This is a genomic window from Polaribacter ponticola, assembly GCF_026191475.2.
Taxonomy (GTDB): Bacteria; Bacteroidota; Bacteroidia; order Flavobacteriales; family Flavobacteriaceae; genus Polaribacter; species Polaribacter ponticola.
Map to the genome: position 1 here is coordinate 267,615 of NZ_JAOSLC020000003.1, position 21,510 is coordinate 289,124.

Below are 21,510 nucleotides of genomic sequence, written 5' to 3' on the forward strand. Positions count from 1 at the left end.
ACAAATGCAACCAATTAGAAATATCGCTATTATAGCCCACGTCGATCACGGAAAAACAACATTAGTTGATAAAATTATAGATCAAGCAAAAATCTTAGACGATCGTAAAGAACGTACGGATTTATTGTTAGATAACAATGATTTAGAGAGAGAAAGAGGAATTACGATTCTTTCTAAGAATGTTTCTGTAAATTATAAAAACACAAAAATTAACGTAATTGATACTCCTGGTCACGCCGATTTTGGTGGAGAAGTAGAACGTGTATTAAAAATGGCAGATGGTGTTTTATTATTAGTTGATGCATTTGAAGGGCCAATGCCACAAACTCGTTTTGTATTAGGTAAAGCCTTAGAATTAGGATTAACGCCTATAGTTGTTGTTAATAAAGTAGATAAAGAAAACTGTACTCCTGATTTAGTTCATGAAAAAGTTTTTGATTTAATGTTTGCTTTAGAAGCTACTGAGGAGCAATTAGATTTTACAACTGTTTACGGTTCTGCTAAGAACAATTGGATGTCTACAGATTGGAAAAACGAAACCGACAACATTGTTCCTTTATTAGATGCTGTTTTAGAATCTATTCCAGAAACAAAGTACAATGAAGGTACTCCACAAATGCAAATTACTTCTTTAGATTTTTCTTCTTTTACAGGTAGAATTGCAATAGGTCGTATTTTTAGAGGAGACTTAGAAGCTGGTAAAGACTATATGTTATGTAAAGCTGATGGTTCTACTAAAAAAGTGAGAATTAAAGAATTACATGTATTTGAAGGAATGGGTAAAGTTCAGGTAGATAAAGTTCCTTGTGGGGATATTTGTGCAATTACAGGTATTGACGGATTTGAAATTGGAGATACAATTGCAGATTTAGAAAATCCAGAAGCATTACCAAGAACAGAAATTGATCAGCCTACAATGAGTATGTTGTTTACAATTAACAATTCTCCTTTCTTTGGTAAAGAAGGTAAATATGTAACTTCTCGTCATTTAAGAGATCGTTTATTTAAAGAATTAGAAAAAAATTTAGCATTAAAAGTAGAAACTACTGATAGTGAAGATAAATTTAACGTTTTCGGTCGTGGAGTTCTACACTTATCTGTATTAATTGAAACAATGCGTAGAGAAGGATATGAATTACAAGTGGGAAGACCACAAGTAATTTTAAAAGAAATTGATGGTAAGAAACATGAGCCAATGGAAACATTGTCTATAGATGTTCCAGAAGATGTAGCTTCTAAAGCAATTAATTTAGTATCTCTTAGAAAAGGAGATTTATTAATTATGGAACCTAAAGGAGATTTACAACATTTAGAATTTTCTATTCCATCTCGTGGATTAATAGGTTTAAGAAATAGAATTTTAACTGCTACTGCAGGTGCAGCAATTATTAACCATAGATTTAGTGAGTACGGACCTTATAAAGGAGATTTTACTGAAGATGTAAAAGGAGCTATCGTTTCTTCTGCTGCAGGTAAAGCTACTGCATATGCTCTAAACCGTTTACAAGATAGAGGTCGTTTCTTTATTGATATTAACCAAGAAATCTATATTGGGCAAGTAATTGGTGAAAATTCTAAATCTGATGATTTAGCTGTTAATTTAATTAAAGGAAAACAATTAACTAACATGCGTAAATCGGGTACTGATGATGCAATGAAAATTGCACCAAAAGTAGATTTTTCTTTAGAAGAAAACATGGAGTATATAAAAGCAGATGAGTACTTAGAAGTAACACCTGAAAGTTTACGTATGCGTAAGATAGTTTTTAAAGCATAATTTAAACAGTATAAAATACATATTAAAAAAGCTCAAGATTATTTCTTGAGCTTTTTTTTACAAAAGTTAATAGGTTACAGTTACACCGACAGAAACATATATTTGCCCAATATCTGTAATAACATTAAAACCAATTGTTTTATTACCTATAGATATGGGAGAAATTACAACTTTAAAAGGTAGTTTTTTAGATTCTATCTTTGTGTTTTTAGATAATCCTTCAATTCTTACGTTCTTTATTTCACTAGAAATAGTGTAGTCAATTATAGTATAATTGCTATTACATTCATTTAAAATTTCAAACTCAAATTCTTGAGTTTCCCAAATTTTTAATTTAGTTTCATAATCAGAAGATTTATCTACAGAAACACAAACAGGAGTTTCAATTTCATACTCATTTTCATCATTAAAACATGAATCAAAAGTTAATAATAACAGCATAAAGCTTATTGTAAAAATTTTATATTTCATAGTATTTAAAACTGATTATAATTTGCTAAAACATCAAAAATTAGACCAATTTAAAATTTAAAAGTAGAAGTTTAAAACTTAAGCTTTATTTATATTTGTAGTATGAGTGATTTTAAAATATTTTTTGAAGCATTAAAAGGAAGCCTTATAAACGATGAGTTTGTAAAATTAACTTTTAGTAAACCAATTAAAAAAAGCGAAGGTCTGTTAAATGTATATATGCGTCAGTTTGATGTTGATAAGAAGCAAGTTTTTCAACTTAAATATCGTTTTACAAGCGAAGAAAAATACAAGCAATTTTCTTTAAAAGAAATAATTAGCGAAATAGAAATATTACTATTAAATTCTTTTAGAACAGCAACACTTTTTACTCTTAATAAAGACTTACTTATACGAGTTTCTAAAAAGAAAATGATTTCTTATATAGAAAATGCTCCTAGCTTTAAAAATAAATTACCAGAAATACCATTACAATCTTAGAATATAATTAAGGCAAAAAAAGAGGAAAACTATTTAGTTTTCCTCTTTTTTAATTTATTAATTAAATTAAGATTATAATCTATAAGATAATCCAATTATAATTTGATTAATTCTAGTATCATAATTTACATTTGATGCACCAGCAGCTCCACCAATAAAACTAGATTCTATATTAGAAAATGCTCTTTCCCAACGAACATCAATCCCTAGTTTTCCAAATTCTACACCACCTCCAAATTGAAGTCCCATAGTAAAACCTTCAGCATCTACACTTTTAATGTCGTTAATGCTAAAATCAGAATCTAAAACATATTGAAATGAAGGACCAATATATACATTTCCAATTCCAAAAATCTTTTTTCCTAATAAAACGGGAATATCTATTTTTTGAAATGTATGTGTTGTTGTTTTAGCTGTAGTTTTATAAAATACTTCATTTTCAAGATTAGTATAAACTAATTCTGGTCTTAAGTACAAACCTAAAACTGGTATTTTAGCTCTTAACCAAATACCTGCATGATAACCAGTTTTACTTTTTGCTCCAGAAAAAACATCTTGACTAGATTCTTTAATAGATTCAGAATTATAGTTAACTCCACCTTTAATACCAAATGCAATTTGAGCATTTGAAACTTGGCTAATTCCTATAGCCAAAAATAACATTACAATTACTTTTTTCATTTTCTTTTATTATTTATTTAAACTTAAAACGAATTTACTTTCTAGAAATTACTTTCTTAACTGCTTTTATAACTGCATTTGCATCTAAACCGTATTTAGCCATAAGTTGCTCTGGTGTTCCAGATTCTCCAAAAGTATCGTTAGTAGCTACAAATTCTTGTGGAGTGGGAGCGTTTAATGCTAAAGTTCTAGCAACACTTTCTCCTAAACCTCCTAATTTATTATGTTCTTCTGCAGTTACAATACAACCAGTTTTTGCAACAGATTTTAAGATAATCTCTTCATCTAAAGGTTTAATAGTATGAATATTAATAACATCTACAGAGATACCTTCTGCTTCTAACTTTTCCGCAGCTTGTAAAGATTCCCATACTAAATGTCCTGTAGCTACAATTGTTACGTCTGTACCTTCAGTTAATTGAATACCTTTACCAATTACAAATTCTTCATCAGTAGGCATAAATACAGGTACCTTTGGGCGTCCAAAACGTAAGTAAACAGGACCATCTAAATCAGCAATAGCTATTGTAGCAGCTTTTGTTTGGTTATAATCACAAGGGTTAATTACCGTCATTCCAGGTAACATTTTCATTAATCCAATGTCTTCTAAAATTTGGTGAGTTGCTCCATCTTCTCCAAGAGTTACACCAGCATGAGATGCACAAACTTTTACATTTTTACCAGAATATGCAACAGATTGACGAATTTGATCGTAAACTCTTCCTGTAGAAAAATTTGCAAAAGTTCCTGTAAAAGGAATTTTACCACCAACAGTTAAACCTGCAGCTATACCAATCATATTTGCTTCAGCGATTCCTATTTGGAAAAATCTTTCAGGATTTTCTTTAATAAATTGATCCATTTTTAAAGAACCAATTAAATCTGCACATAAAGCTACAACATTTGGATTTGTTCTTCCTAATTCTGTTAAACCATCACCAAAACCTGAACGTGTATCTTTTTTTCTGTGTACGTGTATTTTTTCATTATATAATTGTGTTGTGTTGTAAAATTTGCGTAAAAATAACCTTTTATTTGAGACTTAGTTTAATCTATTATAAATTAATTACTATTATAAATTCATTAATTCTTTGTAAAGTTTGTGAACAGGCAATCCAACTACATTAAAATAACTTCCTTCTATGTTTTCTATAGCTATATAGCCAATCCATTCTTGAATACCATAAGCTCCGGCTTTGTCTAATGGTTTGTAATTTTCTATGTAATAATTAATTTCTTCATCTGTAAGTTTTTTAAAAGAAACTGTAGTAATATCATGTATAACTTTATTAAAGTGCTTACTTTTAATGCATATTGATGTAATTACTTCATGCTTTTTATTAGATAAAGAACGTAACATTTTAAAAGCTTCAGCGTTATTTTTAGGTTTTCCTAACGCTTTATTTTCTAACCAAACAATGGTGTCTGAAGTAATTAGTAAATCTTTTTCTGTTAAGTTTTTAAATGCTTTTGATTTTAAAACGGATAAATAATCTGTTATTTCTCTTCCTTTTAATTCTGGTGGAAAAATTTCATCTATTTCTTTTAATTGAATAGAAAAGTTAATATCTAAATCTTTGAAAAATTGTTGTCTTCTTGGAGAACCAGAAGCTAAAATTACATTATAGTCTTTTAATTTTTCTCTTAACATTAAAAACTGAATTAGTTAAAATTCTTTTTTATTCTGGCTAAATCACGCTTATTATCTCGATCTTTCATGGTTTCACGTTTATCATGATTTTGCTTTCCTTTTGCTAAAGCAATTTCAAGTTTAGCGAAACCATTATCATTTATAAACAAACGTAAAGGAACAATCGTATTTCCTTTTGCCTCAACATCTTTTCTTAAACTCTTAAGCTCTCTTTTATTTAAAAGTAACCTACGTTCACTTTTAGGTTTATGATTAAAATGATGACCAAACATATATTCTTGTATATACATGTTTACAATAAATAATTCTCCACGATCATTAAATTCGCAAAAACTTTCAGTAATTCGAGCTTGACTTAATCTAATCGATTTTATTTCTGTACCAGTTAATTGAATTCCGGCAACAAGTTTATCAATAATTTCAAACTCAAAACGAGCTTTTTTATTTTGTATATTTATTTTTTTCTGAACAGCCATTGTAATCAATAATTACCATCTTAAATATAAATATATTTAAGAAAGTTTATGAATTTTTTAGCAAAGATACATTTTTGAATAAGATAAAGTAATGTAAATTTACACTTCTAAAAATCAATTTATAGAACACTATTCATGAAATATATTTATCTACTTTCTTTAGTATTATTTGTTTCAATTAATTTAACTGAAAAAGAGCTTACGGCTCAAGAAATAATTGATAAGTCAATTTTAGCATCTGGAGCAGACAAAATTTCTAACTCTCAAATAATGTTTAATTTTAGAGGTAATAAGTATTGGGCAGTTAGAAATAAGGGAGAATATAAACTTGGAAAACAAATTAATAACAAATCTGGAGTATTGTCTCAAATAGTTTCTAACTATGGTTTTAATGAGTTATTAAATGGTAGTCCAATAAAATCTATAGATACTTTAATAAATAAGTATACTAATTCTATTAATTCTGTTCATTATTTTTCGGTTTTGCCTTATGGATTAAATGATAATGCGGTTCATAAAAAACTTTTAAAGTCGACAACTATTAATGGCAAAGAATATTATAAAGTAGAAATAACATTTTCTAAAGAAGGTGGAGGAGAAGACTTTGAAGATGTTTTTATTTATTGGATTGATAAAAAAGATTTCTTTATCGATTATTTAGCTTATTCATACCATACTAATGGTGGAGGGAAACGTTTTAGAGTATTAAAAGAGCAATGTAACAAAAATGGAATTCGGTTTGTTGATTATCATAATTACAAACCTTTGAATAAAAATATTTCTTTATTAAATATTGATAAAGCTTTTGAAAACAAACAATTAAAAAAGGTTTCAGAAATTGTTTTAGAAGATATTGAGGTTAAATTAATAGATTAATTGACTTTTTCTATTTTACCTGTTTTTTTATTTCCTTTAACAGAAATAATAAAGAGACTAGCATTATCCTTATCATCCATATCGTTATACTTATTTTCTTCTAAAATAGCATTTGCAAATGCAGGTGTAGTATTACTGTGCCCTACAATTAAAACTACCTTACCTTTTGTGTTTTCTTTAAATACAGAGTCATATAAATTATTAGGATTGTAAAATTGTATTTCTATTTTTTTATCTTGAGAAGTTGGAGTAGCTGTTTGAATAGTTCTGTTATATTTTGTAGAATACACAGCATCTAAACTAATTTCTTTAAAAAAATTAGACCAATTTTGTGCTCTTTTTTCTCCATCAAAATTTAAATTCGGATTTCTGTTTGTTATATCAGATCTATCTTTTTCTGCATGTCTAATTAAATAGTAAGTAGTTGTTTTTTCTGAAGTACATGAATTTAAAATACTAAAGGTAAAAATAAAAAGAAAGAAATATTTTTTCATATTGGTTATTTAAAATTCAAATATAATTAAAAAAAGAAAAGCGTTGTTCTTTAAAACAACGCTTTTTCTAAACTAGCTAAACTATTTTTTATGAGCTTTCTACTAAATCAGATTGATTTCTAAATACTAATTTATCATCAAAAGAGTCTAATAAAATAATACTATCCGTTGTAATTTTACCAGATAAAATCTCTTTAGAAAGTTGATTTAGTACTTCTTTTTGAATAACTCTTTTTACAGGTCTTGCACCAAACTCTGGCTGATATCCTTTTTTAGCTAAATACTTTATAGCTTCATCTGTTGCATCTAAAGTAATTTCTTGTTTACTAATCATTTTCTTTAAGTGCTCTATCTGTAGTTTTACAATTTCAAAAATATTAGACTGATTTAAAGGTGTAAACATAATTACATCATCTATTCTATTTAAAAATTCTGGTCTTACAGATTGTTTTAACAAACTTAATACTTCAATTTTAGCTAATTCGGTTACAGCTTCTAAGCCTGCTTTTGGATCACTAAATTTTTCTTGAATTATATGGCTTCCAATATTTGAAGTCATTATAATTATTGTGTTTTTAAAATCTGCTACACGTCCTTTATTATCTGTCAATCTTCCTTCATCTAAAACTTGTAATAAAATATTAAAAGTATCTGGATGCGCTTTTTCAATTTCATCTAACAATACAACAGAATAAGGTCTTCTTCTTACAGCTTCTGTTAATTGACCACCTTCATCATAACCAACATAACCTGGAGGTGCACCAACTAATCTACTTACAGCGTGTTTTTCTTGATATTCGCTCATATCAATTCTAGTCATTGCATTTTCATCATCAAATAAATATTCTGCTAATGCTTTAGCCAATTCTGTTTTTCCAACACCAGTTGTTCCTAAAAACAAGAAAGATCCAATTGGTTTATTTGGGTTTTGTAAACCTGCTCTAGAACGTCTAACAGCATCAGAAACAGCAACGATTGCTTCTTCTTGCCCAACAACTCTTTTGTGTAATTGATGTTCTAACTTTAAAAGTTTTTCTCGCTCAGATTGTATCATTTTAGTAACAGGAACACCTGTCCATTTTGCTACTACTTCTGCAATATCATCATAAGTAACTTCTTCTTTAATTAATGAACTTTCAGATTTGTTTGCTTCTAAAGTTTTTTGAAGGACTTCTAAATCTTCTTGGGCTTTTTTAATTTTACCATACCTTAATTCTGCAACTAACCCATAATTTCCTTCACGTTCTGCTTTTTCTGCTTCTAATTTAAAGTTTTCAATAGCTAATTTCGCATTTTGAATGTTATCTACTACTTCTTTTTCAGATTTCCATTTTGCATTAATTTCGTTTCTTTCTTCTTTTAAATTAGCTAAATCCGATCGTAAATATTTTAATTTAGTTTCATCTTTTTCACGTTTAATAGCTTCAATTTCAATCTCTAACTGCATTACTTTCCTGTCTAAAACATCTAATTCTTCTGGTTTAGAGTTTATTTCCATTCTAAGTTTAGAAGCAGCTTCATCCATTAAATCTATAGCTTTATCTGGTAGAAATCTATTTGTAATATAACGTTGAGATAATTCTACAGCACCAATAATAGCTTCATCTTTAATTCGAACTTTATGATGAGTTTCATATTTTTCTTTTATTCCTCTTAAAATAGAAATAGCACTTTCTGTATCTGGCTCATTAACTTGAACTTTTTGAAAACGTCTTTCTAATGCTTTATCTTTTTCAAAATATTTTTGATATTCATCTAAAGTCGTTGCTCCAATTGCACGTAATTCTCCACGAGCTAAAGCTGGCTTTAAAATGTTAGCAGCATCCATAGCTCCATTTCCTCCACCAGCACCAACTAGGGTGTGAATTTCATCAATAAAAAGTACAATATCTCCATTAGAGTTTGTTACTTCTTTTACTACAGCTTTTAAACGTTCTTCGAATTCTCCTTTATATTTAGCACCTGCAATTAAAGCTCCCATATCTAAAGAAAAAATGAGTTTGTCTTTTAGGTTTTCTGGCACATCTCCATCTACAATTCTATGTGCTAAACCTTCTGCAATAGCAGTTTTACCTGTTCCTGGTTCACCAACTAATATTGGATTATTCTTTGTTCTACGTGATAAAATCTGTAATAATCTTCTAATTTCTTCATCTCTTCCAATAACAGGATCTAATTTGCCGTCTTCTGCTAATTTGTTTAAATTATTAGCAAATTTGTTTAACGAATTATAAGTTTCTTCTTGACTTTGAGAGGTTACTCTTTCTCCTTTCCTTAATTCCTCTATTGCAGATTTTAAATATTTTTCTGTAACTCCTTGATCTTTTAAAACTTGTGCAATATTACTTTTAGATTTAAAAATAGCTAAGATTAAATGTTCTATAGAAACATAGTCGTCCTTCATTTTTTTAGCAATAACAGAAGCTTCTGTTAATGTTTTACTAGCTTCTCTAGAAAGCATTAATTCTGCTCCAGAAACTTTTGGAAAATTATCTAATTGTTTATCTAAAATTTGTTCTATTATAGTATTGTTTATATTTAATTTCTTTAATATAAAAGGCAAAACATTTTCATCAACTTGTGATAAGGCTTTAAAAATATGCTCATTTTCTATTTGATTATGACCAAAACCTTGCGCAATTTGTTGCGCCATTTGTATGGTCTCTTGCGATTTTGTAGTATAATTATTAAAGTTCATTTTTCTTTTTTTTAACAAATGGATAATCTCATCTGTTCTGTTTACGATCAAATAAAGTCAATTATAGTACCAATTGATTTTTAATGTGTAAACAAGTCAAATTGTCTTATTTAATCGTATTTACACTGCCTTTTTGACTGATGAAAGTTTCTTATATTTACATCGACAAAGAATAAAAAACAACATGGGCGTATTAAACAACATATTTGGAAGCAAGGAACCTAAAAAAGAGAAAGTATCTTACTTAAAATGGATACCTTTAACATCAATAGAAGAATTAACTACAATAAAAGAACAATCTAACTCAGAAGTAATATTAATTTTTAAGCACTCTACAAGATGTGGTATTAGTAGAATGGTTATAAAACAATTTGAAGCTTTGTTTAAAGAGGAACATCAACATTTAAAAATCTTTTATTTAGACCTCTTAAATTATAGAAATGTTTCTGATGAAGTAGGATATTCTTTTCAAGTTATGCATCAATCTCCACAGTTATTAGCTGTTAAAAATGGAGTTTCAATCTATAATGCGTCACATTATGACATAACTCAAGTAGATTTATCAAGATTTATGTAGTTTAAATTTGTGTTAAACATTAATTAAGTCTTATTTTTGTAGCTCAAATTTATATTCCTTTGGCAGAATTAGACACTTCAATAAAAAAAGTAGGTAAAGAATTATACGGATATCAAAAAGATGCATTGCAAGAAATCTTTAGAAGATTTGAAGATGCGCCTCAAGATTATCACCTTTTATACCAGTTACCTACAGGTGGTGGAAAAACCGTAATTTTTTCTGAAATTGTTAGACGTTATTTAGAAACTTTTAAAAAGAAAGTTTTGGTTTTAACTCATAGGATTGAGTTAAGCAAACAAACTTCTAAAATGTTGAATGAGTTTGGTGTTAAAAACAAAATTATAAATAGTACCGCAAAATTAGACGATCAAGATGAATATAGTTGCTTCGTAGCAATGGTTGAAACTTTAAAAAATCGTTTAAATGATGAAAAACTTGATATTTCTGATATAGGTTTAGTAATTGTGGATGAGGCTCACTATAACTCTTTTACTAAAATATTTAAATTTTTTGATAAATCTTTTATTTTAGGTGTTACGGCAACTCCTTTGAGTTCTAACGTAAAGTTACCAATGTATGAGAATTATCAAGAACTATTTGTTGGTGAAACTATACAACATTTAATAGATAATCATTATTTATCTACAGCTAATTTATATTCTTATAATGTTGGGTTAACTTCTTTAGAGGTTGGAGCTAACGGAGATTATACCGTTAAGTCTTCTGAAGATTTGTATACTAATACAGATATGCTTTCTAAATTAGTTTCTGCTTATGAAGAAACTGCAAAAGGAAAAAAACGTTAATTTTTAATAACGGAATTAATACTTCAATACAAGTATATCATGCTTTTAAAAAAGCAGGTTATCCAATTGCTCATTTAGATAATACTAACACTAAAAAAGAACGTGATTTTATATTAAAATGGTTTCACAAAACACCTAATGCTATTATTACTTCTGTTAGTATTTTAACAACAGGTTTCGATGAACCTAGTATTGAAGCAATTATTTTAAACAGAGCAACAAAATCTTTAACATTATACTATCAAATGATAGGTCGTGGTTCTCGTATTCATAATAATACAGATACTTTTGATGTGATAGATTTAGGAAACAATTTCCATAGATTTGGACCTTGGGGAGCAGATTTAGATTGGCAAAAAATGTTTAGAGCTCCAGATTATTATTTAAATGCTATTCTTTCTGATGAAGAAATAGAGAGTACATTTAGATATGAATTACCAGCGGATGTTAAAAAAGAGTTTGCAAAATCTAAAGATACTTATTTCGATATGAAAAAGGTATATATAGATACAATTAGGCAAGGTGAGTCTTCTAAAAGGGTTTTAGAAAAATCTATTGAACACCATGCAATAATGTGCATAGAAAACAGTGAAGACGTCTTTGATGCTTTAATATTAGCAAAGAAACTAGGCGAGGAGATAGATGATAGAATTAATAGATATGCAAAGTGTATTTCTAAAAGCACACATAACTTTGTAACTTGGCTAAAAGATGATTATCGTAAAAAACTAAATGCTTTTTTACGTACAAATTTCGACGAAATTTATGAAGAAATTTTTGGTCATCCACCAATTGAAGAATAATATTTTATTTTTACTTTAAAACGCTCGCAAATTAATTTGCGAGCGTTTTCTGTTTTAAATCATTATAGAAAGTTTAATACTCATTCATTAATATCACTTTTAAACTAGGGTAGTTTTCTTTAAATTCTTTTTCTAAACCTATTACATGGGCAGCCCCAATTATTACAACATTTCTATGCTTTTTAGAATTAACAATATGTTGAGCTATATTTTTAGTAATTCTCATATTTCTTTCATCAAAATACTTCTTTCCATCATTACAACCTTTCGTTTTTTTAACAACATAAGAAAATGAAGCCATATCATGTAGTTGTTGTAAAGATTTTCTTTTATTTGTATGTTTCCCTAAACCTCTAAAAATTGCAGGAAATATAGCTCCATTATAGTTTTTCTTATACAATTTAGAGTTTGCTAAGTTATTTCCATTTTTAGTTCCTTCTTTTCTACATTTATCCCAAGCATTATGATATTCTTTATTTGTTTGCTGATCGTCTATATTAATAACTCTTTTATGATTCATAAACAAGGCTAATTTATAAGTTAAATCTCCATCCTCATGTCTCGTTGCTTTTTTAGCTCCTTTAATTCCATGTTTTTTAAGATAAGAATACAGTTCAAAATTCCCATTATCTCTTTTATATATAAATGATTTTATTAAATATTTTAAATCTTCATCATTCATGTCTTTAAAATGTTTATTAATAATTCTATTAAATTTAGATTCATTAAAATTAAAACTATTTTGTAATGAACTAGACTTCTTATAAAAATTTTGATACCCTTTAGACCAACCATTTTTTAAATATTCCCAAGAAATCGAATCTTTTGCCATTGGAGCTTCTACAAATATTGCTTCTGGTTTATAATTCTTAGCAAACCTTAACATTGGTTTGTAACTGTTTTTCACAATTTTTGGCACCGTATGCATTGTACCAATAATTAAAACTTCTTGCTGTTTATTTTGTGCTGATAAGATAAAAATTGATAAAAATAATGCTGTAATTAAAGTGATTTGAGATTTCATAATGATCTATTTTTTGATTAAACTTTCTGAGACAAAGTTAGAAAGTAATCAGTATTAAAATCAATATACAAAGGTGTTTGGGGTAAAATACAGCTATTCTGTGGCAGAATTCAAAATAATTTTCACGTTATTTTGATAGGTTCTAGAAACTGGCACTTCTATGTGGTGAAATAAAATTACAAAAAGTTTACTATTCTCTGTTTTCCATTGTAAAAAGTGATATGGATTAATAATATGTGAACGATGAGTTCTTAAAAATTCTGGAAATTCATCAGCAATAACAGATAACTTATTTCTAATTAAACTTTTTTTAATTTCATTATTAGAAACATAAAAAACTTCTATATAATTATCTGAAGATTGAATACAGATAATATCATTTAAAAACAATCGTAAACCTTCATAATTACCTTCTCCTTTAATTTCAATTTTCTGTGCCTCAGTTTTTTTATTAGCATATTTACCAAAAGCAAATCGACCAAAAATAATAATTGGCAAAATAGTTAGTAAAGCTGGTAAGAAAATATTCTGTAACATATACCAGAATTCATAAGGATTTCTATCATTAGCCATAATTACATGTAAATAATAAATACGCGCAATAGCAATTGAGCAAAATGAAAATATAAAAAGGAATAGAGCCTCACTTTTTAAAAACCATTTACCATCATTTCTTTTAAGAAGTATATATTGAATTGGTAAAAATAATAAGTAACAAAAACCACCTATAAGTCCATAACCAATTAAAAACAATGGTTTTTGATTATTGTTTAATGTATTAACATCTAAAGGTTCCGTAAAAAAAGAAATATAAATATCCAAATAACTAAGCTTAATGCTATTAATAAATGATGCTTAATAGAAGGGTCAAAAGGATATTTCTTATTCAATTATTAAAGTTTATATAAGTTCAATTCCAAATATAAACAAATATAAATGACTTAAAACGGAAAATATAAATGGTACTTTTGCTGTAAATTATAGATAAATTGAAAAACTCTAAAGCACTAATTATTTTATCCTTTATAGCTATTTATGTTATTTGGGGATCTACTTATCTTTTTAATAAGGTTGCTGTTACAGAATTACCTCCATTTTTTTTAGCTTCTATTCGCTTTTTTATAGCTGGTGTAATAATGATTTTCATAGCTTTTCTTTTAAAGCAAAATTTAAAAATTTCTCGAAAGCAATTTTTAAATTCTGCTATAGCATCATTCTTTTTTTAGTCTATGGTAATGGTGTTTTTGTTTGGGCTTTAAAATTTGTAGATAGTGGTTTTGGAGCGTTAATAGCTTCTACTCAACCATTATTTGTTTTGTTTTTATTAAGATTGATAGATAGAAAACTGTTACAAAGAAAATCTCTAATTGGTGTAGCTTTAGGTATGATTGGTATGTATTTACTTGTAAGTCAGCAAGAATTAACTACTTCAGAAGGTAGTTTATTAGGGGTTTTTATGATTTTAACTTGCGTTTTAAGCTGGAGTTATGGAAGTGTTTTTGTGTCTAAAGCAGATTTGCCAAAGAGTTTTCTAGTTACAACTGGTTATCAAATGCTAGTAGCTGGTTTAGTACTTTCTATTGCTAGTATTAGTTTTAATGAAACCTGGTCTTCTCCTTTAAGTTGGAGTTATAATGTTCAAATTTCTATGTTTTTACTAATTACTTTTGGAGGTATTGTTGCTTTTACTGCTTTTAATTATCTACTAAAAGTAGTTTCTCCAGAAAAAGTATCTACTTCTGCTTATGTAAATCCGGTAATTGCATTAATTATGGGGTGGTATTTTTTAGATGAAAACCTAACATTACAATCTATAATTGCCTCTTTTATTTTATTAACGGGAGTATATTTTATAACTTCAAGAAAAAGAAAATAAGCCGTTTTATTGTAATTATTAAGTTCATTGTAGCTATTATTAATAGAAATATGAAAGGAAAAATATATTTTTCCTTTCAATTCAACTAGTATTTACTACCATTCACGTACTATATCTAGTATTTTATCAAAAAAATTTATTAACAAGTTATAAACATTTGTATATTTATCAAAAATTAAAATAATTAGATATGAATAATACATTATTAACTACAAATGAAAAATCTGTTTTATCAGCTTTAAATAAAGAACATTTAACTAGTTTTCAAATTTTAAATAAAGTAGAAAATATTTCTATGATTTTATCTTTATATACAATAATTGATAAACTTAAAATTAAAGGTGCTTTAAAAAGCTATATGAAAGAAAATAAAAAATACCATTACGCTGCATAATTAAGCAAAGTAATATTTATATAAAACAAAAGGTTGTAACATTAAAAAGTTACAACCTTTTGTTTTTATTTAAGAAAAAAGGATTAAGAATACTCCTAACATTATGCCTATAAGAGGAACTAACTTTTTTCTTTTATTCTTTTCTTTAAAAATAAGCCCTCCAATTACTACAGCAATTATTATTTGGCTTCTTTTAATAGCAGACAAAAGCATTATAAGGGCATCAGGATCTTGTAAAGCTTTAAAATAAAAATAATCTGCAGTTTGTAATAAAATTCCAACAGCAGGAATAGACCATCTCCATTTAAAAGCTTTTCTTTTTTCTCAATAAGGAAACCACGTAATTCCTAGAATGATTAATAAAATGATTATTGTATAAAAACAAAACCAAAATTGTAATGTTTGTGGGTTTAATGTTATATTCTGAATTAGAAATTTATCGTATAAACCACTAGATGCACCTAAAAATGTAGCTCCAATAATAGCAAATATCCATTTATTTCTTTTAAAAATGATTCCTTCTTTTTTTCCAATTCTAGAATATAATAATACTGAAATAATTATTAGAAAAAAACCAATCCATTGTAAAGAAGTAGGTTTCTCTTGATAAATAAAAATTGCTCCAATAAATGTAAAGAATGGTCCAGCAGAACGTATAGGAGTAACAATAGTTATGGGCAAATGTTTTAATGCTTGATAAGCCAATACCCAAGAAGAAGCCATAATAGCAGATTTAATTAGAATAAAACCATGTATTTTCCAAGAAATAGAGGTTATATAAAACCCTATTTTATGCATATATTCAGGATAAAATAAAGAGCCAAAATAGAATGGAAGAATTAATAAAAAACCTGCAGAAATTGTACCTAAAAGAACAGGAAAAACCTCGTTGCCTTGTACAGCATGTTTTTTACATAAATTGTGTAATCCTAAAAATAAAGCAGCTAAAAGTCCTAAATACATCCACATAATGCGCGCGAAGATACTAGAATGATATAAAATATTTAATTAAATAAACAAGAATTCAAATTGATGATATTCCTTAAGAAAGTGTACCTATCTTTGCAAAAAACATATTTGATGTCGAAAACATTTTCTGAATTAGGAATTCACAAAGATTTAGAAACACAATTAGCTGAATTGGATATTAGAATACCAACTGCTGTTCAAGAAAAAACCATTCCTTTTATCTTACATAAAAAGAAAGATTTGGTAGTTTTGGCAAAAACAGGAACTGGTAAAACAGCTGCTTTTGGATTGCCTTTGTTGCAAAAAATTAAATTTGATCTAAAACAAATTCAAATTTTAATTTTAGCACCTACAAGAGAATTAGGAAATCAAATTTTTGAAAATTTACATTCATTTTCCACAGAACTACTAAAAGAAAAGATTATTTCTATTTGTGGTGGTACACCTATAAAACCTCAAATTGAAGCTATTAAAAATCAGCCTAGTATTGTAATTGCTACTCCTGGTCGTTTAGTCGATTTAATGAAAAGACAAGCTATAGATATAACAAAAATAACTTACTTAGTTTTAGATGAAGCAGATGAAATGGTTAGTGCTTTAAAAGAGGAAGTAGATACAATAATTAAAGAAATACCTAAAAATAGAAGAACTTTGCTGTTTACAGCTACTATGCCTGGTTATATAAAACAATTGGTACAAAATTATATGTCTAAACATGTAGAGCATATAGAAACCGATATGGATTCTTTAGGACATAAAGGAATAGACCATCAATATGTTGTTGTAGAACCAATTGAAAAATTGAATGTTTTAATGCATTTTTTATCTACTAAAGATGGAGTACGAGGTATTATTTTTTGTAAAACAAAAGCAGCAGTAAATAAATTAGCTAAAAACTTAGCAATTAACAAATTTTCTTCAGGTGCAATTCATGGTAGTTTATCTCAAGGAATTAGAGATCGTGTAATGGGGCAATTTAGAGATGGTAATATAGATATACTTGTAGCTACAGATTTAGCTGCCCGTGGTATAGATGTTAAAGAAGTTTCTTATGTTGTTAATTATCATTTACCAGATAGATATGATACTTATGTTCATAGAAGTGGACGTACGGCTAGAGCAGGAGCTACAGGTCTTTCTTTAAGCGTAATACAACCAGAAGAATTAGAAGAAATTCCAGAATTTGAAGAAGATTTAGGATTAGTTTTTAAAGCATATAAAAAAGCTGATGCACAAAGTATTGAGGATAACAATACAGTTTTATGGGCTAAAAAAGTGTTTAAAACAAAACCTAATCGTAGTATTTCAGAAAATTTAAAAGCAGAAATTAAAACCATTTTTCATCATCTAACAAAAGAAGAATTAGTAGATAAAATTTTAGCAGATTACCTTGCTAAAAATTCATCAGTTAAAAAAACAAAAACTACTTCTAATAAGAAGAAAAGAAATTAAAGATGGCAAATAACATAAAGAATCAAGCAGACATATTAGCGAAATTAAAAATTGATGCTTTAAACCCAATGCAAATAGAAGCATTAGAGGTAATTGAAAGTAGTGCAAATACAATTTTATTGTCTCCTACAGGTACAGGAAAAACATTAGCATTTTCATTACCGCTTTTAAAAACTTTAGATCCAGAAAGTAAAGAAGTTCAAGCTTTAATTTTAGTTCCATCTAGAGAGTTAGCTATTCAAATAGAACAAGTAATTCGTTCTATGGGCTCTGGTTATAAAGTAAATGCTGTTTATGGTGGTAGACCAATGTCTAAAGATAAAATAGAACTTAAACATACTCCAGCAATTTTAATTGGAACTCCAGGTAGAATTTCAGATCATTTTTCGAACGATCGTTTTTCAAAAAAATATATTAAGACCTTAGTTTTAGATGAGTTTGATAAGTCTTTAGAAGTTGGTTTTGAGTATGAAATGAGAGGAATAATCAATCAATTACCTGCTTTAAGTAAACGTATTTTAACGTCTGCAACACAAGGAGTTGAGATACCTGGTTTCGTAAATTTAAACAAACCTAAAATAGTAAATTATTTAAAAGCAAAAAGAACTTCTCAATTAGCCTTTAAATCGGTAGTATCTCCAAGTAAAAATAAATTAAAAACACTATTAAATTTAATTCAGCATATTGGAAATGAACCAGGAATTATATTCTGTAACTTAAAAGATAGTATTTTAGAAGTTAGTGATTTCTTAGAAAGAAATAAAATAAGTCATGCTTGCTTTTCTGGAGGTATGGAGCAAAAAGATAGGGAACGCGCTTTAATTAAATTTAGAAATGGAACTTGTCAGTTATTAATTGCAACGGATTTAGCAGCAAGAGGTATTGACATTCCAGAAATGAAATACATTATTCATTTTGAATTACCTAAACATGAAGAGGAATTTATACACCGAAACGGCAGAACAGCCAGAGTTAATGAAAAAGGTACTGCTTATATTTTAAGATGGAGTAACGAAAGGTTACCTGAATTTATCAAAGATTCTAAACCTGCAGATATTTCTAAGAAAGCACATCATATTCCTCAATATTGGGAAACATTATTTATTTCTGGAGGAAGAAAAGATAAGATTTCTAAAGGGGATATTGCAGGTTTATTTTTTAAACAAGGTGGTATTAATAAAGATCAATTAGGTACTATTGAGTTAAAACCAGATTGTGCTTTTGTTGCTGTACCATTATCAATTGCAAATGACTTGGTAGAAAAATTAAACAATACCCGTTTAAAAAAGAAGAAAGTAAGAGTTACCCTTTTATAATTATTATGAGTGGAAAAAGTCAACATTTAGAAATTGAATCTTGTATTCATACACTTCAAAAATTATTGGAGAACACAAATCAGCTTTTTGAATTACCAGAAGCCCAAAGAGTAGCTCTTTTTAAAGCTGCAGGTGAATTATCTAGACCAAATCGTGATGAATTTCAGCGAAGAAGAAAAGATGCTAAAAAAGCAGCAAAACGTAAAATGATTGCCAAAGATACTCATGCAAGAAAATCTACAGGTATAAGATCTGCTCGTGAATCTGCTTTATTTGTTGCACCTAAATTATTAACAGCAGCAGCAATACCCGAAGATACACCAGAATTAGAATCACCAAGAAACTGTTACGTTTGTAAAACTGTTTTTACCAAATTACACCATTTTTATGATACAATGTGTACAGAATGTGGCGATTTAAATTATGCAAAGCGTTTTCAAACTACCGATTTAAAAGATCAAGTTGCTGTAATAACGGGTTCTCGTTTAAAAATTGGATATCATATTACGTTAATGTGTTTGCGTTCTGGCGCAACAGTTGTAGCTACAACACGTTTTCCTGCAGATTCTGCTATTCGTTTTGCCAAAGAAGAAGATTATAAAGACTGGAGTCATCGTTTACATATTCACGGCTTAGATTTAAGACATATACCAAGTGTAGAAATTTTCTGTAATTATATAGAACAAAAATACGATCGATTAGATATTTTAATTAATAATGCTGCACAAACGGTAAGAAGACCATCTGGTTTTTATTTTCATTTAATGGAGAATGAAAAAAAACCGATCAATAAATTACCAAAATTAGCTCAAAGATTATTAAAAGATCATGAAGGGTGTTTAAAAGAGCTATCTAGTTTAAGTGTTTCTACATCTAAAACGGATAAAAACAATGTTTTACCAGTTACTTGGCACGGTCCAGAACCAGGAATAGGTTTGCGTAATTCGGCAGAATTATCTCAAATTCCTTATAGTTTTGATAATTCTTTGCAAAATTCAGAAGTTTTTCCAGAAGGAGAATTAGATGCAGATTTACAACAAGTAGATTTAAGAAAAACAAATAGTTGGCGTTTAAGATTAGGTGAAATTGAAACTACAGAAATGGTAGAAGTACAGTTGGTAAATGCTGTTGCTCCTTTTGTTTTGTGTAATCGTTTATCTAATTTAATGATGAAAGAGAATACAGGTAAAAAGCATATTATAAACGTTACTGCAATGGAAGGTAAGTTTCATCGTTTTAAAAAAGTTGATAGACATCCACATACAAATATGGCAAAAGCTGCTTTAAATATGTTAACGCATACTTCTGCATCTACTTTTGCTAAATCGGGTATATATATGAATGCAGTTGATACTGGTTGGGTAACAGACGAAGATCCTGTAGAATTATCAAAAAAGAAAGTTGAAATTCACGATTTTCAACCACCTTTAGATATTGTAGACGGAGCTGCTAGAGTTATGGATCCGTTAATTGATGGTATTAATACTGGTAAACATTGGTGCGGTAAATTTTTAAAAGATTATTTTCCAATAGACTGGTAAAATAGAGTTACAATTGGTTTATAATCTTATAGTAATTTATTAAAAAATTAAAGCTACTCTTTAGTAGCAATAATTTCAGCTAAATATTTAGCATCTTTAGAAACACCTCCTAAAGTAGCAGAACCTCTAGTAAACATCCAAGGTAAACCAATAAAATAAAGCCCTTCAATATTACTAACTCCTCTATAATTTTTAGGGTAATTATTTTCATCTAATTCTAAACCTTCTATCCAATTAAAATTAGGTCTATAGCCTGTTGCCCAAATAATATTTTTAATGGAAGAAACTTTACCTGTTTCAAAAAATATATCTTTATTTAGTGCATCTTTGGTTCTACCAGTAGAAATTACATTAGCTCTCGAAAGAATTTCTTTAACATTAGTTCCAATAATTGGTTGTGGTAACGAACTTATTTTTTTCCAATCCAACTATATTTATTAAAACTTAAAAATCCAACTAAAGTAAACCACCACCAAAGTGTTTTTCCTAGAAATTGTTGCGGTATAGAATTTACTTTGGTTAAACCAGAAAAATAAACTTTTCTTGAAGCATCTTTAGAAATTTCGTTTAAAATTTGATAACCAGAATCTCCACCACCTACAACTAAAGCATCACCGTTTTGTAATTGGTTTACATTTTTATAGTAATTACTGTGCATTTGAAAAATTTCTTCAGAAATTTTAGTATGACAAGGTGGAGTATAGGGAATATGAAATGGACCCGTAGCTATAATAACGTTTAGTGCAAGTATTTCTCCATTCTTATAAGCAACGTTAAAACCTTTTTCTGTTTTTGTAACAGCAGTTACAAGCGTATTTAATTGAACTGGAATCTGAAACTTTTTAACGTAAGATTTAAAATAATTAGCAACCTCTATTTTTGTAGGATAATGCCCTTTTTTAGCTTTAAACTTTAATCCAGGTAAATGATTATATTCAGTTGGAGTAAATAGTTTTAATGAATCCCATCTATTTAACCAAGAAGCTCCTATTTCATTTTCGCTATCTATAATTAAAAATTTTTTATCTAATTTGGTTAAATGATAAGCCATAGATAAACCTGCTTGTGCTCCTCCAATTATAACATATTCTAACATTTGCTGATTTATTAAGAATAATACAAAGGTAGCTACAAAAAAATAGTTTTAA

General features: G+C 28.0%; 18 protein-coding genes and 4 pseudogenes. 11 read left to right on the forward strand and 11 right to left on the reverse strand.

Annotation, left to right across the window (positions count from 1 at the left end):
• Window positions 1–4 precede the first annotated feature (4 nt).
• A complete protein-coding gene (gene typA, locus N5A56_RS06010) occupies window positions 5–1,777 on the forward strand; it encodes a translational GTPase TypA (protein ID WP_265724675.1) in 1,773 nt (590 codons plus the stop codon).
• Between the two features lie 66 nt (window positions 1,778–1,843).
• Here the strand turns inward: typA and N5A56_RS06015 are convergent, their stop codons facing one another.
• Entirely contained in the window at window positions 1,844–2,218 is a 375-nt protein-coding gene (locus N5A56_RS06015) for a hypothetical protein (RefSeq protein ID WP_274270269.1), read from the reverse strand.
• 132 nt (window positions 2,219–2,350) lie between these two features.
• Here N5A56_RS06015 and N5A56_RS06020 point away from each other — a divergent pair, with 132 nt between their 5' ends.
• Window positions 2,351–2,728 (forward strand): hypothetical protein, encoded by a 378-nt coding sequence (locus tag N5A56_RS06020; protein WP_265724677.1) that lies wholly within the window; start codon window positions 2,351–2,353, stop codon window positions 2,726–2,728.
• 72 nt (window positions 2,729–2,800) lie between these two features.
• Here the strand turns inward: N5A56_RS06020 and N5A56_RS06025 are convergent, their stop codons facing one another.
• The 4 genes and pseudogenes from N5A56_RS06025 to smpB all read right to left on the reverse strand — a co-directional run bounded on the left by N5A56_RS06025 (window position 2,801) and on the right by smpB (window position 5,536).
• A complete protein-coding gene (locus tag N5A56_RS06025) occupies window positions 2,801–3,409 on the reverse strand; it encodes an outer membrane beta-barrel protein (RefSeq protein WP_265724678.1) in 609 nt (202 codons plus the stop codon).
• Between the two features lie 34 nt (window positions 3,410–3,443).
• Window positions 3,444–4,396 (reverse strand): annotated as a pseudogene (locus tag N5A56_RS06030) (transketolase family protein).
• Window positions 4,397–4,481: 85 nt separating this feature from the next.
• Window positions 4,482–5,060 (reverse strand): Maf-like protein, encoded by a 579-nt coding sequence (locus N5A56_RS06035; RefSeq protein ID WP_265724680.1) that lies wholly within the window; start codon window positions 5,058–5,060, stop codon window positions 4,482–4,484.
• An 11-nt stretch (window positions 5,061–5,071) separates the two neighbouring features.
• Window positions 5,072–5,536: an SsrA-binding protein SmpB gene (gene smpB, locus N5A56_RS06040; RefSeq protein ID WP_274270270.1), complete on the reverse strand. Its 465-nt coding sequence runs from the start codon at window positions 5,534–5,536 to the stop codon at window positions 5,072–5,074.
• 135 nt (window positions 5,537–5,671) lie between these two features.
• On the opposite strand from smpB, the gene N5A56_RS06045 reads away from it, so the two are divergent.
• Window positions 5,672–6,412: a DUF6503 family protein gene (locus tag N5A56_RS06045; protein WP_265724682.1), complete on the forward strand. Its 741-nt coding sequence runs from the start codon at window positions 5,672–5,674 to the stop codon at window positions 6,410–6,412.
• Here the strand turns inward: N5A56_RS06045 and N5A56_RS06050 are convergent.
• Both N5A56_RS06050 and clpB read right to left on the reverse strand, forming a co-directional pair.
• Window positions 6,409–6,906 carry a SixA phosphatase family protein gene (locus tag N5A56_RS06050; protein ID WP_265724683.1) on the reverse strand — a complete coding sequence of 166 codons (498 nt, stop codon included), beginning with the start codon at window positions 6,904–6,906 and terminating at the stop codon, window positions 6,409–6,411. The genes N5A56_RS06045 and N5A56_RS06050 overlap by 4 nt on opposite strands.
• Window positions 6,907–6,994: 88 nt before the next feature.
• Window positions 6,995–9,604, reverse strand: coding sequence for an ATP-dependent chaperone ClpB (gene clpB / locus N5A56_RS06055; protein WP_265724684.1), 2,610 nt, complete (start codon window positions 9,602–9,604; stop codon window positions 6,995–6,997).
• 184 nt (window positions 9,605–9,788) lie between these two features.
• Between clpB and ytxJ the strand changes: the two genes are divergently transcribed.
• Window positions 9,789–10,181 carry a bacillithiol system redox-active protein YtxJ gene (gene ytxJ / locus N5A56_RS06060; protein WP_265724685.1) on the forward strand — a complete coding sequence of 131 codons (393 nt, stop codon included), beginning with the start codon at window positions 9,789–9,791 and terminating at the stop codon, window positions 10,179–10,181.
• A 59-nt stretch (window positions 10,182–10,240) separates the two neighbouring features.
• Window positions 10,241–11,790, forward strand: a pseudogene (locus tag N5A56_RS06065) (DEAD/DEAH box helicase).
• Between the two features lie 73 nt (window positions 11,791–11,863).
• Here the strand turns inward: N5A56_RS06065 and N5A56_RS06070 are convergent.
• Window positions 11,864–12,814 (reverse strand): DUF5694 domain-containing protein, encoded by a 951-nt coding sequence (locus N5A56_RS06070; protein WP_265724687.1) that lies wholly within the window; start codon window positions 12,812–12,814, stop codon window positions 11,864–11,866.
• A gap of 93 nt (window positions 12,815–12,907) precedes the next feature.
• A complete protein-coding gene (locus tag N5A56_RS06075) occupies window positions 12,908–13,636 on the reverse strand; it encodes a LytTR family DNA-binding domain-containing protein (RefSeq protein WP_274270271.1) in 729 nt (242 codons plus the stop codon).
• Window positions 13,637–13,803: 167 nt separating this feature from the next.
• Here N5A56_RS06075 and N5A56_RS06080 point away from each other — a divergent pair, with 167 nt between their 5' ends.
• From N5A56_RS06080 to N5A56_RS06090, 3 genes are all read left to right on the forward strand, one after another.
• Window positions 13,804–14,040 carry an EamA family transporter gene (locus N5A56_RS06080; protein WP_265724689.1) on the forward strand — a complete coding sequence of 79 codons (237 nt, stop codon included), beginning with the start codon at window positions 13,804–13,806 and terminating at the stop codon, window positions 14,038–14,040.
• Window positions 14,025–14,690 carry an EamA family transporter gene (locus N5A56_RS17815; protein ID WP_476445309.1) on the forward strand — a complete coding sequence of 222 codons (666 nt, stop codon included), beginning with the start codon at window positions 14,025–14,027 and terminating at the stop codon, window positions 14,688–14,690. Before N5A56_RS06080 ends, N5A56_RS17815 begins: the two co-directional genes overlap by 16 nt.
• Window positions 14,691–14,880: 190 nt before the next feature.
• On the forward strand, window positions 14,881–15,084 hold the full coding sequence (locus N5A56_RS06090) for a hypothetical protein (RefSeq protein ID WP_265724690.1): 204 nt from the start codon (window positions 14,881–14,883) through the stop codon (window positions 15,082–15,084).
• A gap of 69 nt (window positions 15,085–15,153) precedes the next feature.
• Here N5A56_RS06090 and N5A56_RS06095 read toward each other — a convergent pair.
• Window positions 15,154–16,053: pseudogene (locus N5A56_RS06095) on the reverse strand (EamA family transporter).
• 111 nt (window positions 16,054–16,164) lie between these two features.
• Between N5A56_RS06095 and N5A56_RS06100 the strand changes: the two are divergent.
• From N5A56_RS06100 to N5A56_RS06110, 3 genes are read left to right on the forward strand one after another with little or no spacing between them, the layout of a single operon-like run.
• A complete protein-coding gene (locus tag N5A56_RS06100; RefSeq protein ID WP_265724691.1) occupies window positions 16,165–17,505 on the forward strand; it encodes a DEAD/DEAH box helicase in 1,341 nt (446 codons plus the stop codon).
• A 2-nt stretch (window positions 17,506–17,507) separates the two neighbouring features.
• Window positions 17,508–18,821, forward strand: coding sequence for a DEAD/DEAH box helicase (locus N5A56_RS06105; RefSeq protein WP_265724692.1), 1,314 nt, complete (start codon window positions 17,508–17,510; stop codon window positions 18,819–18,821).
• A gap of 5 nt (window positions 18,822–18,826) precedes the next feature.
• Entirely contained in the window at window positions 18,827–20,362 is a 1,536-nt protein-coding gene (locus N5A56_RS06110) for an SDR family NAD(P)-dependent oxidoreductase (protein WP_265724693.1), read from the forward strand.
• 53 nt (window positions 20,363–20,415) lie between these two features.
• On the opposite strand, the pseudogene N5A56_RS06115 reads toward N5A56_RS06110, so the two are convergent.
• Window positions 20,416–21,458: pseudogene (locus tag N5A56_RS06115) on the reverse strand (flavin-containing monooxygenase).
• Between the last annotated feature and the right edge of the window lie 52 nt (window positions 21,459–21,510).